Source organism: Amycolatopsis sp. NPDC047767 (genome assembly GCF_040704195.1).
GTDB lineage: Bacteria > Actinomycetota > Actinomycetes > Mycobacteriales > Pseudonocardiaceae > Amycolatopsis.
Genome location: NZ_JBEYSJ010000063.1, coordinates 10,371 through 27,352 on the forward strand (window position 1 = coordinate 10,371; position 16,982 = coordinate 27,352).

At 66.1% G+C, this 16,982-nt stretch carries 6 protein-coding genes; 1 reads left to right on the forward strand and 5 read right to left on the reverse strand.

Annotated elements, in window-relative coordinates; translation table 11 throughout:
• Positions 1 to 105: 105 nt before the first annotated feature.
• Positions 106 to 6,828 carry a LamG domain-containing protein gene (locus tag AB0878_RS48320; RefSeq protein ID WP_366590188.1) on the reverse strand — a complete coding sequence of 2,241 codons (6,723 nt, stop codon included), beginning with the start codon at positions 6,826 to 6,828 and terminating at the stop codon, positions 106 to 108.
• A gap of 362 nt (positions 6,829 to 7,190) precedes the next feature.
• On the opposite strand from AB0878_RS48320, the gene AB0878_RS48325 reads away from it, so the two are divergent.
• Positions 7,191 to 7,865: a hypothetical protein gene (locus tag AB0878_RS48325; protein WP_366590190.1), complete on the forward strand. Its 675-nt coding sequence runs from the start codon at positions 7,191 to 7,193 to the stop codon at positions 7,863 to 7,865.
• 1,084 nt (positions 7,866 to 8,949) lie between these two features.
• Here the strand turns inward: AB0878_RS48325 and drmC are convergent.
• The 4 genes from drmC to AB0878_RS48345 form a co-directional block, all read right to left on the reverse strand.
• A complete protein-coding gene (drmC, locus tag AB0878_RS48330; protein WP_366590193.1) occupies positions 8,950 to 9,654 on the reverse strand; it encodes a DISARM system phospholipase D-like protein DrmC in 705 nt (234 codons plus the stop codon).
• Positions 9,644 to 11,710, reverse strand: coding sequence for a DUF1998 domain-containing protein (locus tag AB0878_RS48335; RefSeq protein WP_366590196.1), 2,067 nt, complete (start codon positions 11,708 to 11,710; stop codon positions 9,644 to 9,646). The genes drmC and AB0878_RS48335 overlap by 11 nt, the downstream gene beginning before the upstream one ends.
• Positions 11,710 to 15,474, reverse strand: a complete 3,765-nt coding sequence (gene drmA / locus AB0878_RS48340) for a DISARM system helicase DrmA (RefSeq protein WP_366590198.1) — start codon at positions 15,472 to 15,474, stop codon at positions 11,710 to 11,712. The genes AB0878_RS48335 and drmA overlap by 1 nt, the downstream gene beginning before the upstream one ends.
• 62 nt (positions 15,475 to 15,536) lie before the next feature.
• The gene (locus AB0878_RS48345; protein WP_366590201.1) at positions 15,537 to 16,853 is read right to left on the reverse strand and encodes a recombinase family protein; all 1,317 of its coding nucleotides are present in this window, start codon (positions 16,851 to 16,853) and stop codon (positions 15,537 to 15,539) included.
• Positions 16,854 to 16,982: the final 129 nt, after the last annotated feature.

Genomic DNA, 16,982 nt, shown 5'->3' on the forward strand with positions numbered 1-16,982 from the left:
TCCTCCAGGCTGGGCAGGACGGGGTCCTGGAAACGCGGGGCAAGGTGGCGATGGGTGGTGAGGGTGGCCCGGCACCACCCATCGCCGTTGTCGGTTCGGAAGGGATCAACCAGGCGAAACGGCAGTCCTCGCCGGGGTCGAGGTGGACTTGTCCGGAAGGATCAGCGCGGCGGCCGAGCGAGCACCGGCCGGGAACACAGGCGCATCGTCGGGCACCTTGTCCAGCGCGTAACCGAGCAGCTTGTCGACGGTCCAGCCCTCACAGGTGGCCAGTGTGCTGATCATCGACTCCCCCACCGGGCTGATGCAGCGGTAGATCGGATTCGCCGCAACGCCGACCGGGGCTGCGGTCCACAACCGGCCCGTCGTGCCGATCACCGTTTTGCCCTCGCAGAGAGCATCGGTCGACACGAACTGGTCGGTGTCCGTCACGCAGCTGGTGATCGCCTGGGTGCTGGACGGGGGATCCAACGCCACGAACCCGTGTTGCCCCTCGAGGATGTACCCAGGCCGCACGCCCTCCGCCGTGGTGAAATGGTCGTCCGTCGTGCTGCTGTTGTAGCGGAGCAGGGGCGCATAGGCGAGCGTGTAGCCGAGGATCCCCTCCCCCGTCGCACCTTCGCACGCGGCGTCGAGCGACTCGAAGTGATCCGGACCGTTGTTGCACCGGTAGACCGCGACCGTCGCGATGTTCGTCGGTTGAACCGTGTACACCGACCCGATCGGCCCGCCCACGGTCTGGCCCTCGCATGCCGGGTCAGGCGAGGTGAACGCGTCCATACCCAGGTAGCACGAGTACAACGTGCGGGTGTTCGGCTGGCTATCGTCGACCAGCAGGCCGAGGCTCTGGTCGAAGTGGTACCCGTCGGGAGCCTTCCCGGTTGTCGTGTAGGTCCCCCGTCGGCCCGCTCCGTCGGCATATCGTCCGAGCTGCCCTGTCGTCGGAGCCGGCCAGCTGGCCCGGCGCTGGATGGCGTCCTCGGGCATCGCGTCGTAGTGGGTCGAGACCTCGTCGATCATGCCGGGGAAGAACTCGGCCGGACTACCGTTGACCAGGTCGCGCCCGATTGCGAGGCCGTGAGTCGCCGGCCACGGGGAGACGTTGTTCTGCACGCCGCCGAGCTGCCCGTCGACATACAGCCGGAACTGAGCCGCGCCGGCGTCGTAAACACCGGTCAGCGCGGTCCAGCGGTTCACCTCGGGCACCTGAAACGACGCCGTGTAGTTGAGCGGCGCAGCGTCCTTGTCCTCAGTGGCGGCACCGAAGACCCAGCGGTTGAGCTGCGGCCGGTACTGCAGGACGAACCCGCTCATCCGGGTGCCGTCCTGACTCATGACCGTGGCGACCTTGTCGGTCCGGGTCAGCTTCGCCCACGCGGAGACGGTGAAGCTGCGCGCCATCGGCACTCCCCCGTCCGATGTGGTCGCGACTCCGGTCATGCCGTCGAGCTGCAGCGCGTTGCCCATGACACCACCGGCGACGATCGACGCGCCTCCGGACAGCGTGGCGTCGTTGTGCCGCCAGGAGTAGTCCTTCGGGGTTCCGTTGTCGAAGTGCCACTGCCCAGCGTCTGCTTCCGAAACGTCCGCGACGACACGGCGGATCTCACCGTCGCTGAGCGCCTTGCCGAAGACGCGGACATCGTCGATGCCCTGAGGGAAGAACCCGCTGTTCTGGCCGTTCCACTTGCCCCGGCCGATCGTGAACGGCCCAGCGGACGCTACGAGCGTGACACCGACCTGGACGGTCGTGAGCGCACCGTTGACGTAGAGCTTCATCTCATGTGCGGGGGCGTCGTAGACGACCCCGAGGTGGGTCCACTCGCTCGGGGCGACCTTCACGTTGGACACGACCGTGGTGACCGGAGGATTGTCCTGGTCCGCTTGCGGAACAACGACGCTCCACTTTCCGCTGTCACCGCTGTACCGCAGCTGGAACACACTGGTGCGATTGCCGTCTTGGCCGAGGACCACGTAGTTGCCCGTGTCGGTCTTCGTGAGGACGACCCACGCCGCAGCCGAGAAACTCTTGGTCGTGTCGAGCACCGCTCCCGCGGTCTCGGCGTAACCGGAGGTGCCGTCAAGCCACGCGGCGGCTCCGAGCCGTCCACCGAACCACGACGCCCCACCCTTCATGGTGGCGTTGTGCCCGAGGCTGCTCGAATCCGACACCGTGACTCCGGTGTTCTCGTCGAACTTCCAGTACGCCGTGTCGGCCACCGGAAGGTCCGGCGGTGTCTCGTCGAGGGCCGGGTAGGCCGCGTAGAGGGAAAGAATCCGGTCCTTGTCCAGCACGCCGGAATACAGCCGCACGTCGTCGACGCGGCCTGGCCAGAACTGGGCCGGCGCACCGGCCACCTTGCCGCGGCCCAGCTCGGCGCCGCCGCTCGCCTGCCACGCGGTGTCGAGCGTGCCGTCACCGACGCGCTTGCCATTGACGTAGAGCCAGGTCTTTCCGGTCTGCTTGTCGTAGACGCCCGTCAAGAACGCCCAGGTGTTGATCTCGGCCGGCAGCGTGGACACCGCAGCCTTCGCCACCACGGGGCTGTCCACGTCGGAGCCCGCCATCTCGAAAACCCACTTGCCACAGGCGTTCGGGTCGTCGGACATCCCGTCGAAGCAGAACGCGGACATGTCGTCGGCGACGTGCCCGAGGCGGAACTTGCTGGTGTGCACGCCGTCCAGGCTGACCGCGGTGAACTTCGACGTGGTGTCGCTCTTGCGATCGAGGTACACCCAGGCGGACACGGTGAAGCTGTCGTCGCTCCTGAGCTCGACACCGCTCGTCGAGACCGCACCGGTCTGGCCGTCGAACGAAACCGCGTTCCCGACCCGGCCCGGCACGAGGCGCGCGCCGCTGCTGAGCGAGCCAGGACGGTTCCCTGTCGAGTCGGCGACGTTCGTGCCGCTGGACTCGTCGAGCTGCCAGTCGTGGACCAGGTTCAGCTCGCGTCCCGCCATCGTGCGGATCTCGTCGCTGAACAACGCCCGGGGATAGACCTTCACATCGTCGACAGCGCCCGTGAGCTGGCTCGTCCACGCACCTCGGTCCTTGCCACGGCCGATGTCGAACTCGCCGGTGGCGTTCCACACGGCGCTCGTGGTGGTCGAACCCGCGAGGCTCCCGTTGACGTAGAGCTGCATTTCCTTCGTGGCGGCGTTGTAGCTGGCCACGAGGTGTGTCCACACTCCCGTCTGCACGGGCTGGTCGGACTGCACCGTGACCGCCGGCGGGCCGTCGGCGTCGGCGGAACTGATGGCGAATGCCCACCGGTCGATCGCGCTGCCGGTGTAACCCAGGATGAAGGACGAGGCCCTCGAGCCACTCTGGCTCGCCACCGTGCCCGTGCCCGCCGTCTTTGTACCTAGCTTCACCCAGCTGGCGACCGAGAAGCTCTTCGTCGTGTCGACGGCCGGCGGTGCGCTCACCGCACCGTCGGCGCCCGTGAAGTTCGCGGCCAGGTCCTTGGGATCCGGGTTGATGTTCTGACCCGGCGCCCAATCGACCTGGCCGCTGACCGTGCCGTTGAGACCGCGGCTCGAGCCGTCCTTCGCATCGCCGTCGAGTGCCCACGCGGCTGCCGGAACGTTGTTCTGCGCGACGATGCCCTGGATCTCCGAAGCGCCGAGGGGACGGCTGTAGGCACGCACCTCGTCGACCGCCCCGGCCCAGAAGCCGGTGGGTCCGCCGTACTGCCCACGTCCGATGACGAACGGCCCGTTCGCCATCCACGGCGTGGTCGGCGCCGTTGTGGTGCCGGCCTGCACACCGTTCACGTACAGGGTCAGTGTCTTGGCGACGCTGCTGTACACACCGGAAAGATGCGTCCACACTCCCGGTTGGACAGTGTTCGCGGCCGATCGCGCTTCGGCGGCTGTGCCACTGGTGGCGTCACCGGCGTTCATCCCGAAGACCCAGCTTCCGCCGATCTGCTTCAAGTACAGACCGCTGGCGTTCACCCCGTCCTGCGAAACCGCCGCCATGTCACCGATCGTGTTCGGCTTCACCCAGGCGTTGACGGTGAAGCTCTGGTCGGTACGCACCGCAGGTCCGCTCGTCGACGCGTACCCCTGGGTACCGTTGAGGGTGAGGGCGCCGTTGACGGCACCCTGTTGCGTGAACGCGGCGCCGGTGTGCAGCGCCGCCATCTCTCCCCCGGCCGCACTGTTTCGGGCCGTCGTGCCGTCGGACTCGTCGAAGTTCCAGTAGCCGGCGGCGACGTTGTCGAGGGTGACAATCGACTTCACTTCCGAGTCGGTCAAGACGCGGTCGTAGGTACGGACCTCGTCGACCGAGCCGGACAGATAGTCGGAGCCCGTTCCGGCAGGTGTGCTGCGGCCCAGGGCGAACTCCCCGTTCGCCTGCCACGGCGAGGTCCAGTCGGCGGTGCCGGCGAGGTCCCCGTTGACGTAGAGCCGGACCTTCTTCGCGGCCGTGTCGTAGACACCTGCCAGATGCGTCCACGTCCCAGTCTGTGCCTTTTCGGACGATAGGATGGTCGTCGGCGTGGCGGAAGTGGAGTCCGAAGGACGCAACTCTAGCGCCCATTTGTCGTTCGCCGTACCCGTGTAGCCGAGCCGGACCATGGTCGTCGCCGAACCGTTCTGGCTCAGCATGGTCGACCAGCCCTGCGTCTTCGCGGCGAGGTTCACCCAGCCCGCGAACGTGAATCCGGCGGCGGTATTCGCCGATACTGGGGCCGTCGCGTAGTCGTTCGAGCCGTTGAGCTTGAGTGCTGATCCGATCGATCCCTGGACGTAGGTCGGTGCGCCGTGCAGGGTGGCGTCGCGGAAGCCGAGCGTCGCCGAGTCTTTGGTGGAGCCGTCGAACGACCACTGGGCGAGCGGCCCGTTCCCGGCTCGCACGTAGAAGTGATACGCCTTCACCGGGCTGCGGTGGCCGGCACGGTCGACGCTCTGCACGAACAGGTCACGAGGGCCGTCGCCAGGCGGAGTCAAGGTAACCGATGCCTTGCCGCCCAGGGCATCCGCGTCGATTTTCGTCGACGGCGCGTCATTCCACCCGTAGAGGTAGTGATCGACGTCCGGCACGCCGTTCGCGGTGAACGTGAACGTGTCCGACACTCCGACTCCACCGTGCCAGGTGTTGTCTTCGCGATATACCGGCGCCGACACTACCGGCGGCTTGTCGACGCCGACCTCGTCGACCTTGAACCCTGGGCCCGAGACTGAATTTCCCCGATCGGCTGTGTCGAAGGCCGTGAGGGACCACGTGATCGCCTGGTCGTTTCGAGTCGAGAGGTCGACCGTTGTGCTTGAGAAGGCCCCGGAGGCCTGGTAGATGTCCGGTTCGCGGTGGTCGACACTGGGACCGCCGTAGATGTCCCAGATCGCCTTGAGCTGGTCGTTGCCGTCCGGATCGGACAGCCGGCCCATCAGGCGAATGGAGCTGTCACCGACGTAAGGCGTGCCGCCGCACCACTTGCACGGGGTCGGCAGCGGCGGATCGGTCTTCAGCTCGTAGGGCGGGTTCGGACGCGTGTTGTACTTGACCCTGAGGAACGTCGTCGGAACGTCGTACCTTCGCCAGGCGTCGGAATCTGACTCGTTCGCGGCTCGGAGGAAGTAGTTGGTCGTTGTGCCCGCCCGAATGTCTGCCGGGGTCAGTTGGAAGCCGACGCCCTTGAAGCCATCGCAGCCCGGGTAGTTGGTCGGAACCTGCACATCCTGACCGACCTGGTGGCCGGCGGGCATGTTGTTCCAGTTTGTGTCGAAGGACAGGCCCCACCCCGCGAGGAACAGTTGGTGGGCACTGGTGATGTTGCACCTCGGACCGTACACCACGGTGGTGGCGAACTTGACGTCGTTGATGATCTTGCCGGCAAGGAACGTCGTGTCGAACTGGAAGTACGTCCGCGCGACGTCGACGTCATTGCATTCATCGAAAGTGCAGCGGCCGACCTTGGCCCATGCATCACCGTCGTTCGTGCCGTTGACGTAGGACTGATCGGGATAGCCCTTGAAGACCTTCGCCCACATCGACTGGTTCCACGAGCGCATGTCCGGGTCGATCACCACAGGGAACCGCGTCCCCGGATCCTCGAGCATCGCGACCGCGGGGTGGAGCAGCAGCGTCGACTCCTTCACCGTCGCCTCCACCGGTGCACTCGCGACCTCGGGACCACGCGCGTCCCACATCGTCGACGCGGGCGCCGCGAAAACGCGGTTACCGGCAGCATCCACCGCCTTGATCCGGCCCGACTGGTCACTGGAGACGGTGACGCCCTTCGCAGCAAGCTTGAAGGCGATGGACTTCAGCGCCGGGTTCTTCGCTGCAGTCGCGTTCTTGACGACGAGCCGCTCGTTGTACCCGTCGGCGGCAGCCTGCATCACCAGGTCAACGCCAGGAAACACTTCATGGTAAGTCGCAGTCGGCCCGTCGAGAGTCGGGACAGGCAATTTCCGCGGCCACGACAGCGACAACGTCTTGTCACCCTTGCCGAAGGTCACCAACGGCGCGTCCCCGCCCGCCGAGAACGACAGGTCGTCCACAGTGGCTTGGGGGTGCACAAAGCCGCTTCCGGACTTCGTCAACGTCGTGTTCACCGGCACCCAGCCGGCTCCGCGGCGCACCCGGACCGGCATGGACGCCAGTTCCGCGTTCAACTGCCCGTCAGGCTGCGCGAAAACCCGCTTGGTCTCGGTCGTCTGGTCGGATACCTCTACCGGTGTCCCCTGCCGCCTAGCCGCCGCGAACGCGGCCCCGGCATCGGGCGCCGACGCCACAGGCGCCACCTCCGGCAGCGACGGCGAACTCGCCGTCACCACCACGAGCACGCTCGCGACCACGAGCACAACCAACCCCAACACGCGCAGCTTGAAGCCACGCGCAAGTCTTCGATACTCCACGAAAGACGGCCCCCTCGGCCTGGCCAGCGCGCGTCCCCCGACCCGCGCGACCCAAAAGTAAAAAGAACAATCCACGATCACCAAGGCACCGCAAAGCCGCCGATCGGGTGATCACGATCCACAAGAGACACACCGACCGGCAATATGTCGCATTTGTCACGAGAAGCCTCTGACCTGCAGCAACACCGAATGTGCCGAACGGACCAGCGGCTGCTCCGCTTGGTCCAGGCCGTCTACAAGACGTTACAAAGCATTGGTAACGAACATCGACAGCCCGCCGATCCAGTGATCGACATCTCCTATGCCTCTAAGGACTGCCCGTGACCCAGGAAGTGCCGGTGCCCCCGGACGTACTCGCCGTCGCGACACCACAGCGCCGTTCACGCCCGGTTTCCCTGGCGGTCGCCGCGGCGATAGGTCTCGCCATCGGCGGGATCGGCGTCGGCGTCCCGTGGATCCTCTCCGCACACGACTCCGGAGCCGTCAGCGGCCTACCGCTCAAAGCACCCGACACCCTCGGCGGCGTCGACCGAGCCGACGTATCACCGGTCAAGGTCAAGGACGACGACTCCCACCGCCAACTCGCCCAGCACAACGCCACCAACGACCGCGAAAACGGCAACCGCATCTCCGCCGCCTACGGCGCGCCAGCACTCGTACAGACCTACACCGCTCCGGACTTCGCACACGCGTTCCAGATCACCGCCGTACGAGCGCACGCCCCAGGACTCGCCGTCCCCTACGAAGACAAGGACAACGGCCTCGCCGGCCCCCTCAACGAACTCCGCGAGGTCGGCGGCGTGTCCTGCGTTCTGCGCAACAACCTCGCCCCGTCCGAACAACTCTCCCCGGACAGGACGTCGGTCGTGCTGTGCCAACGCACGGATACAGCCCTGACGATCCAGCTCAAGCCGCTTGGCGACGACACGCCGGAAAACACCGACCCGGCCGTGTGCGCAGCAATGATCAACGAAGCATGGGCGAAGCTGCACTGAGACGTCAGACATCAGCAACTGCTCGGGCCTGCACTTCGATCAGCGATTGCTGATGGACTCCAACCGTCTTCGACAAGTACCTATGCTCTCGGTGTCTGAGGTCTGAGACGTCCGACCCATCACACGCCCAGCGGCTGCAATCGATCATCATCGACCTCAGACACCCCGGGTGGCGTCAATGCGCCAATGCACTGGACGAGGGGTGGTGGCCCGTCCCCAGCACATCGTGGCGGCCACCAGCGCATGCCGATCAGCTCGCGCTCACGGTCGGCGTCGCAGCTGCGGCACACTCGACCGCTTCGACGATCCACCGCAACGCCTATCCGGCCAATATCACTTCGCCAACTGCCGGACACTCCCGAGCCTTAGCCGCGGAGCTGCCAGTCTGTTCCCACACCAGTGGCGGCGCAGCCGCGCCGCGCGGACTCGCTCCACGTCAGCTTGCGCGTGCAGCGCTCCTGGCCCACTCCCGTGCGTACGGTTGCCGGAACAACGCAAAAGTCGGCAAAGGACGACTGACGGCGTGCTCAGACCTCCCGTGGCGCAACGCGAGTGACCCGAGTGCGTCAAGGTTGCGGGGCCGATCAGGCTTCTCACGGCAGGTTCAAATCCCTAGGGACTTGAACCCCCAGTGTCCGAGGACGATCTTGCACGCTAACCACAACGCTCCGGATCCGCCGCTGAGCTGCAGTTTCTTACTCGTTGGACCCGAAGCCAAGCGGCGCCCCATGGGGTAATTGAGTATCGGCCCCACCACACACGGATGCCGCGGCGGACGAGACCACCGGCGATTGGCCGCTACTACTCTGACCCAGTCGCGATTTGGCTCTATGGGGTAATTGAGTGTCCGAGACGATCTTGCACGCTAACCACAACGCTCCGGATGCCCGGCTGACCTGCTGACTCTCGCGCGTTGGACCCGAAGCTACCCCGCACCCCTATGGGGTAATTGAGTGTCCGAGACGATCTTGCACGCTAACCACACGCCTGCAGCTCCATTGATGACGTGCAGGCCAGTGTTGGCCCCTGCTTCAGGGACACGCCTGCTGCCAGATTGGCGCGCCAACTCGTGACGGCAGCCCGCTCACGCAAGATCATAAAGGCTTCCGTGTTTGCTGGTCATCGTGACCTCGACGGACTCGGCAAGGGCGGAGTCTCGAACGAGGAGACCGAACTCGACGTTGCGGTTCTCGGCACTGAAGGAGAAGTTGGCGCTAGTGAGCAGCAGTACCTCGTGGTCGATGATGACGAACTTGGCGTGGCTCACGATCTGCTTGCCGTTCGGTAGCACGGCGGACTCGTAGATGGTGGCGCGCGGGAGCTGGGCCTTGACCTTGGCGGAGTCGGCCTTATCGCCATCGATGTAAACCGTCACGACGACTCCGGGCTGCTGTGAAGCTTGCTTCAGCACAGTCCACATCTGCGAGGTGGGCTCGAAGTTGTAGGTCGCGCAGGTGATCGACTGCCGGGCGGCTTGAACGAGGCGATGAAATTCGCCCGTGAGGTGGCCGACTTTGGCTTCGTGCCCTGGCATGGTCCACACTGGAGTGAGGTCACGGTGAACGGCCTTGGCGCCGGCGATCGCGTGGAGCACCGCGATGGACCGGTCGACCTCGGTGTGGCCGAGGCGACCTGCGGCAAGCAGTTCGCGGACGCGTTCGCGACGGGATGCGTTGATTGTGCCCAGTGCTTTGATCACGTGTTGACCGGTTGATAGCTGCACGGCGAGCCCCACGGCCTCGCTGGCTGTGAGGTACTCGCCGAGCGCGCCGTACGGGTCAGAGGGCATCCACGCTCCCGAAGAACCCGGGCACAGTGTCGCCTGCGGCGGTGGGGAGGTTCAGCACGAAGCGTCGGTCGAGGAACCGGTTGGCTTTCTCGCATGAGGTCTCCGATGCGAATGTGCAGCAATGGCACGCGGCACCGTGAAGGAAGTCTTCGGGATCGCGCGGGGTACGCATCGCGCAGACGGGGTCGGACGAGCACCGGGCGGTGCGGCGGAGCGCCGAGACAACCAGGCCCTGCAATCGGGTGGGTTCGGAGAGCGCAACAAGTCCGCCGAGCGTGCCTTCGCTGTCGGATGCGGCAGTGCAGATGAGCAGCCCGGCCGCGGCCTCGCGTTCCGGTGTTTCAGTCCACCCGTAGATGCGCTCGGTGAGGCTGGCCGCCCCGTAGCCGCAGGACATCGCCATCTCACGGATCAGAATGTGCGCGAACGTGTGCAGCAGCCAGTACCGGGGCGAGGGCAGCCGCGTGCCAGGGTCGACCACCTTAGCGGTTTCGGAAAACCTTCGTTCGAAGTTATTGTGGTGCGCCAGCGTGTGCGCTTCCCACAATGGGGAGTCGCGGATCTCCTGCTCCCACGCGTGGACCGCGTCGAGGTCGAGCTGAAGAAAGATTCCCTCACCGCGGTCCTCGGTTGCGGGTACCCAGGCCGGCTTGCCGTTGCGGGTGAGCTTGACGAGCCGGCTGACCAAGTCGTTGACGCGGTCCATCTCGTCGAGCCGGGTGAAGCCGAGCACGGCGTTGACACGCTTCATCTGGTTGACCGCGACGACCCGGCTGATCCGTGAGTGAAGCCGGGTGCCGCGCTGCATTTCGGTGACCATGAGGCCGCTGGAGTTCTGCTGTTGCGGGAACAGTGACGGCTTCTGCAGGTACCGCCACTCGGGCACCAGCAGCTCGACCGGGTCCCACTTCGCGAGCTTCTCGTGGCGGACCTCCTCGGAGTCGGCGGGAGCAAGTACGTCGGCGACGGCTTCGGCAATGTCGTCGTCGGTGACACCGGTCAAGTCGATGTCGCGTGCTGTCGCGAGCGCCCGGATTACTGGGATCTGTTCACCGAACTTCTGAACTTGGTCGACGCCCAGCTCCGCGCGCAGCTTGTCGGCGAGCGCTTCCTTCTCCTCGGCGTCGGTGCGGGGCATGACGATGATGCGCTGCGTGGAGGAGAACCACAGGTTTGACGCACCCATCATGATCAGGGCCGGTTGTGCGTCGCATGCGGCGTCGAACGCGTTCAGGTGCGGGTGGCGCCCGCGGCATTTCTGCGGGATCTTCTCCCGTCCGATCGCGCCCTGCGCTTCGGCCATGCCACGGGTGGCTCCGCAGGAGGCGCAGGTGATCGTGGAGCCGACGCTCTTGCCGACGTTGGCGTCGCGCATCTTCAGATCAGGGTTCTCGGCTTTCGGGCAGGTGCCGCCGCGATGAACCCACAGCTTGTACGGGAACTCGTCGAGGTGCCCGTTGGTGCAGGTCAGCAGGTGCTGGGCGGGAACCGCTGGGCTCTCACGTTTGCGACTGGTCGACCCGGTCTTTTGCCCACCGCGACCGGGGCAACTCTTGTGGCTGAACTGTGCCAGATCGGGCCGGAACGGATGTGTGTTGGTGTAGCTGAACCGTGGAAGCGGGCCGAGGAAGTCGCACCCGGTGCACCGCAACCACTGCGGGAACACCCGCGCCGGAACACCAAGGTCGGAGCCTTCCTTCGACATCGCACCCTTTTTCGGCTGCCACGGGTAGCGCCGCAGAGTGTCGACCTGGGGGCCGAGGTGAAGCCGGACGACGTTCAGGAGGCGGGGTTCGAGGATCGTCGGGATGTGCTCGCGACGCTTCCAGATCGGTTCCCAGTCGTCGAGGCCGGCAGGCATCACCGAGAAGCCCGGCAGGTCCATGATCGCGCCGGGACCGTAGGTGTACAGCAGCGACGAGGGGCGTGCGGTGCCGACCTTGGCGCGGTTCTTGGCCGCGCCTTCCTCAACATCGGCGAGCGGGTCGAGCACCTGCTCGTCGTCGTGCAGCATTTCCGATGCGCTCGCGGGTTCGGGGGTGAGGATCTCGCTCATCAGTCGTCGTCTCCTGTGGGCAGCGTCCATTCGGTGACACCGTCGGGTGCCCGTGAGAAGAGCCTCTCGGGCAGTGGGCTGACAAGCAGGTTGATCTCGGGCTGCACCTCACGCATCGAGTTCGCGATCACGAACGGCGCCTGCACCGACCCGCCGACCGACGCCTTGGCGTTCTCGGGACTGATGATCAGCGGCAAGTACTTGTCGCCTTCACCAGTGCGTTCGTAGACAAGCGTCTTACTCATCTCGCCGGCGCGTTTGGCGCGTTCGTTCCACCTGTCGATGCGATTGACCAGCAAGTCATTGGCCTGTTTCGCGGCATCGTTGCTCTGCGCGGCCGCGGCGATCCGCGCCTTGAGCCGTCCGACCAGCGCCTCGACCGCGTCGCGCTGGTCCTTGATCAGCCAAGCGCTCCGCTCAGGCGACAGACCGTCGCCCAGCGGCGCCTGGACGACACGCACCGCACTCACCAGCACCCCGTCGATCCCGCGCGCCAGGGATGTCGGCGAGTATGGCGTGACGGACAGCGCCTCGACCTGGGCGTAGAACGTGTCGTGGTAGTGGCGGAACTGCTCGAAGTGGGCCAGGTCGCGGGGCCGCGCCCAGTTGCCGAGCGCCACGACGAGGCCCGGCCGCCCGGAGGGATCTCGGCCGACGCGGGAGGACGCTTGGATGTACTCGGCGGTGTTCTTCGGTTGTCCCACCACCAGCATCAGCCCGAGGCGCTGCACGTCGACCCCGACCTGGAGCATCGAGGTCGCAAGCACGACGTCGAACGGTGCGTCTGTGCGCGTAGGTGTCTTCTTCCCCGCGTCCCTCGCGGCCAGTCGCGCACGGAAGGCCTCGGTGGTGTCGTAGTCGCTGTCGAACTCCAGCCCGAGCCGGTCCAGCGTGCGACCGATCTCCGCCGATGCGATACGAGATGTCAGCTCGCCGACGTTGAGCAGGCCGAAGGACGCGCCAAGCCGAGACGGGAACCCGGAGTCCTTGCGCGGTCGCTTCACTCGGTTCTGCACGTCATCGGCCACATATCGGGCCATGCCGGCGAGCTCGCGGGTCGCGTTGAAATAGCCGACCAGGGACATGTACGGGTCGGCAGCCGTCCCGGCACGGTCGAACAGGAGCTGGCCGGCCGACAGCAAGACCTCCGCCACCCGGATCTCCGCACTCGACAGGCGTACGCCCTGAGCGCTCACTCCGACGTACTGGCGGCCGGGGTTCTTCCGGTCGATTGGCACTTCCTGGGAGAAGAAGGTGTCAGCCACGTCGAGCACTTGCGGCGGGAAGATCTCCACCTGCCGCCCGTACAGCCCGCGCACCTGCTCCTGTGCGTTGCGCACCGTTGCGGTCGATGCCACGATCAGCGGTCGCACGGGCGCATTTTCCGGAGTCTCCCACGACGACAGGGTCTCGACCGTGACCTCGAACAGTCCCACCGAGGTGCCCAGCGCCCCGGTGATCAGGTGCAGCTCGTCCTGGATGATCAGGTCCGGTGGGCGGAGCCGGTCGACCGGGCGCACTGTCGCCGCGGGGTGCCCGTCCCTTGTGGCCGGGTGGGTCGTGGTGATGCCGCAGTTCGTGTAGTCCGGGTGCACGTACCCGTGCCTGCCGCAGCGGCGGCTCACGTATCCAAAGAGGGCCGCGGCTTCGCCCTCGCGGGCAAGTCGTGCGAACTTGTCGACGGTGGCGATCACGAACCCTGGTGTGAGCCGGTAGATCTCCTCGTCGACGGTGAGCACCGGGAGGCCCTCGGTCACGGTGCCGCCCTTGGCGAACGGACAGCGGGCCAGCTCGTCGCCGCAGTACACGAACACACGCCGCACTGTGGAGTCGGTCTTCACCTGCGCGGCGGTGATCGGCGTGCCGCACCAGGGGCACCGCTGGATCTGGAGCACGGTCAGACGGTGAGACCCGTACTCGTTGGCCTTGGTGAGCTGCTCGTCCGCCTCTTCGAACCGCTTCGGGCTGACATCCGTGCCGACCCACAGCCCAATCCGGAACGGCTCGACGCCCCAGACTTCCTCCTGATCGAGTCGGGCCAGCTCGGCGGCGCAAACCAGGGCGGTAGCGCGCTGGAACTGCTGGGCGGTCAGGAGGCGCAGTGTGTACCGCATCAGCACCGCGACGCCGTCGCGCCCGTCGAGCGGCCCGTCGGCCGACTGCACAACGCCCTGACGTCGACGGACCGCGAACGTATACGCCGCAAGGCCCAGGTATGCCTCGGTCTTTCCACCACCGGTCGGGAAGAACAGCAACTCGACCCGCGCCTGATGGTCAGCACTGCGCCACGGCGCCGTCGGGTCGGTCAGCGCGCCGAGCTGCATCAGGATGAACGCGAGCTGGAACGGCCGCCACGACGCCGAATCCGCACCCTTCTCGCGCACCTTGGCTTGTGCCTGGTCGATCGTCATCGACAAATCAGAGGAACGTGCGGCTGCCACTTGTGAGGCCACTCGTTGGTCGCGCATCACCCGGTTCATGAACTGGAAGCAGCGCAGCGCTTCTTCGTCTCCGCCGAGGTGCTCCAGACCGTCGACCAGCCGCTGGTGCGCCTGCTTGGCCTCCCACAGCACCAACTCCGCCGTCTCCTGCAGGTGTGGTGGCAAGGTCGCGGCAATCTGGGTCTGATTGTCGAGCCAGACGCCGTAGCCGTCGATCAGCGGCTGAAGGCTGGAACGGACCTCGTCAGATGTTACGCGCGACAATGCGTCCATCGACATCACGGCCTGGCCCAGCAGCTTCACGTCCTCCGCAGCCCCTTCCGTCTGCGCATCGGCGGCAGACAGCGCGCGGGTCTGCGGCGTCTCGGCAACCGGCAGCCACGTCGTCGAGACCTCGGTCGCACGCCGTGCGCCGTTCCGCGCGACCCACTCGACCGAGCAGGTGCGGCCGACCGCGAACTCCAGGCGATTGCGGTACTGGAGGTTCAGCCGCTGGACTTCCTCGTCGTGCTCCGGCCAGTCCTGCTCCAACACGTCCCGCACCGGCAGGAACACGTCGACGCCGCCCGCATCGACCCGCAGCTTGGTCTGGAACATCCACATGCTAACCGGGATCGGCATCGGGGTTTCTCGGTCGTTGCACAGCGCGATCTCAACCAGCACGCGGCCGTACTGGAGGTCGTCGTACCGGTCCACTCGCAGGCAGATCGACTCCCGCAGTGGAATCGTCGTCGTGCGCCCCACCGTGAGGTCGGCCAACGCAATCGTCCGCGGCTCCTCGATCGACGTGCGCTGGTAGTGCCTGACCTTGCGGCCGGCCTTGGTCACCTTGTCGGTCTCGATCGTCGAATAGGTGCCCCACGACGCCGTGACAGTGAAAGCCTCAAGGCCGGGCGGGACCTGGAACCGCAAGCCCATCGACGCCGGAATCATCAATCCCTGCTTCGGCGTGCGGTCCTCGGGGTCGTCGTCCTCCGCGTCGGCCTCGGTCTCGTCGGCGGCGAACGCCGGCACACCACGCTGCTCGCGGACAGCGTCCTCATCCATCCGCGCCTCGACCAGGTAACCGCGTTCTGCGGTCCCCTCAGAGTCGTCGTACCTCAGCGCAGCGCCGGAGAGCTTGACCGGAGCGATGTGGCCCACGAGGTACTGCGACCGAGGACTGAACGGCAGCACCTCCTCGGGACCGTGGATTGGTCCGAGCAGTTCCCGCGTCAAGATGTCGACCAGATTCTCGCGCACGGACGTAGACGACCCATCCAGCTCGTGATTTAGCTGGTACAACGCCTGTGGCCCGGTGATCTCGGTGGTTCCTTCCGTCACAGTTCACCAGTGTGCCCGAATGGCGTGTGGTTTGCGCTGCAACACGTCCGGCGACGCCCGCTTCAACGCGCCTTGGAGGGCCCGGCGGGATCGGAATGACCACCGCTGCCGGCGGGAAGCCATCGAAGCAGCACCCGCTCTTCATCGAAATACCGCCCGACGACGCCGCGGCGAATGCGCAGGCTCTCCAGCTGCGTAAGGAGGATTTCTCGCCGCGCCAGGTCGTCGGCGCCGACCGTGTCCCAACTGTCCTGTACGGTCACCCCAGCGAGCGGCTCGCCTCCCCGCTCCGCGAGGAGGCGCTTCACCAGGTACGGGTCGAGCGTTGCCCGGCTCAGCGTCTGTTTGCACTTCGGGCAGTAGAGGACTGGGCGCTTCTGGTTCGTCCCGCGACACATGTACACGTCGCAGGTGTCGCAGGACGCGACACGCGACAGAAATGGGCTGGTTGTCTCCCTGCTGCGTCGCTTGCGGACCTGCGGACTCTCTCGTGAGTTGAGAATGTCCTGCAACGCCGTGAACTCGTCGAGCGTGATCACTGCAAGTGACTTATTGATCACAGGAAGGCCGCGCTCGTCGCGGACGACCGCGAACGGGTCGACATCCTTGGCGTTCCTGCCGCGACCCGGGTTGCGCGGCATCATCCCGGCCAGGATGGGGTTCCGCAGCAGTCGGTTAACCGTGTGATAGTTCCATTCGACGTTTCCCGGCGTGCGCTTGCTACTCCGACCGCCGGGGAGCGGCGCGCCTTCGTCGGTCAGCCACTTCGTGATCCCGTAAACAGTGGCACCGTTCAGTGCCATCATGACGGCCTTCGTGAGCCACTGGAGACGCTCCGGATCCTTGACAAGAACTCGCCCTGGTCCGTCCGGGTTCGCCGCTGAGAGATAGCCGTACGGGATGCCTCCGCCAGCCCAGCGGCCATCCTTAATGAGATGGGCCCGCGCCGAGCGAACGCGTGCCCTGATGGCCTCCGCCTCCATCTCACCAAACACGGCAAGCATCACCGCGAAGGCACGGCCCTGCGGGCTGGTCATATCGATCGGATCCTCAACCGCCACGAGCCCCGCGCTGCACTGCTGCAGCATCTCGGCGGCATGGAGGAAGTCCAGCACTCGCCGCGCAAGCCGGTCCACCTTCCAGATCACCACGGCGTCGAAGCCGCCTGCGGCAAGCAGCGCTGTCCAGCCCTTGCGGTCTTCTGGCCGGTTGGCGGTCGCAGAGACGCCGTCGTCGATGAACTCGCCGACGACCTCCCACCCGCGAGCCTCGGCGTACCTCCGGCAGGAATCAAGCTGGCGGATGATCGAGACAGACTCTTCTTTCGTGATGCTGAGTCGGGCATAGAGGGCGCACCGGCGGACCTTGTTGACGTTCACGACACCCACTGTGGCGCACCGCTGATCTTCCTTGCTTCTTTCTTCGTGCGACCTCACTCCTACAGAGGAACGGCACCCTCGGCCTGATCGCCACCAACACGGTCGCCCAAGGCGACACCCGCGAGGTCG

Bases quoted from the DNA above. Each gene is read 5' to 3' on its own strand.
- drmC (WP_366590193.1), bottom strand. From the start codon at position 9,654: ATGCCCTCTGACCCGTACGGCGCGCTCGGCGAGTACCTCACAGCCAGC.
- AB0878_RS48335 (WP_366590196.1), bottom strand. From the start codon at position 11,710: ATGAGCGAGATCCTCACCCCCGAACCCGCGAGCGCATCGGAAATGCTG.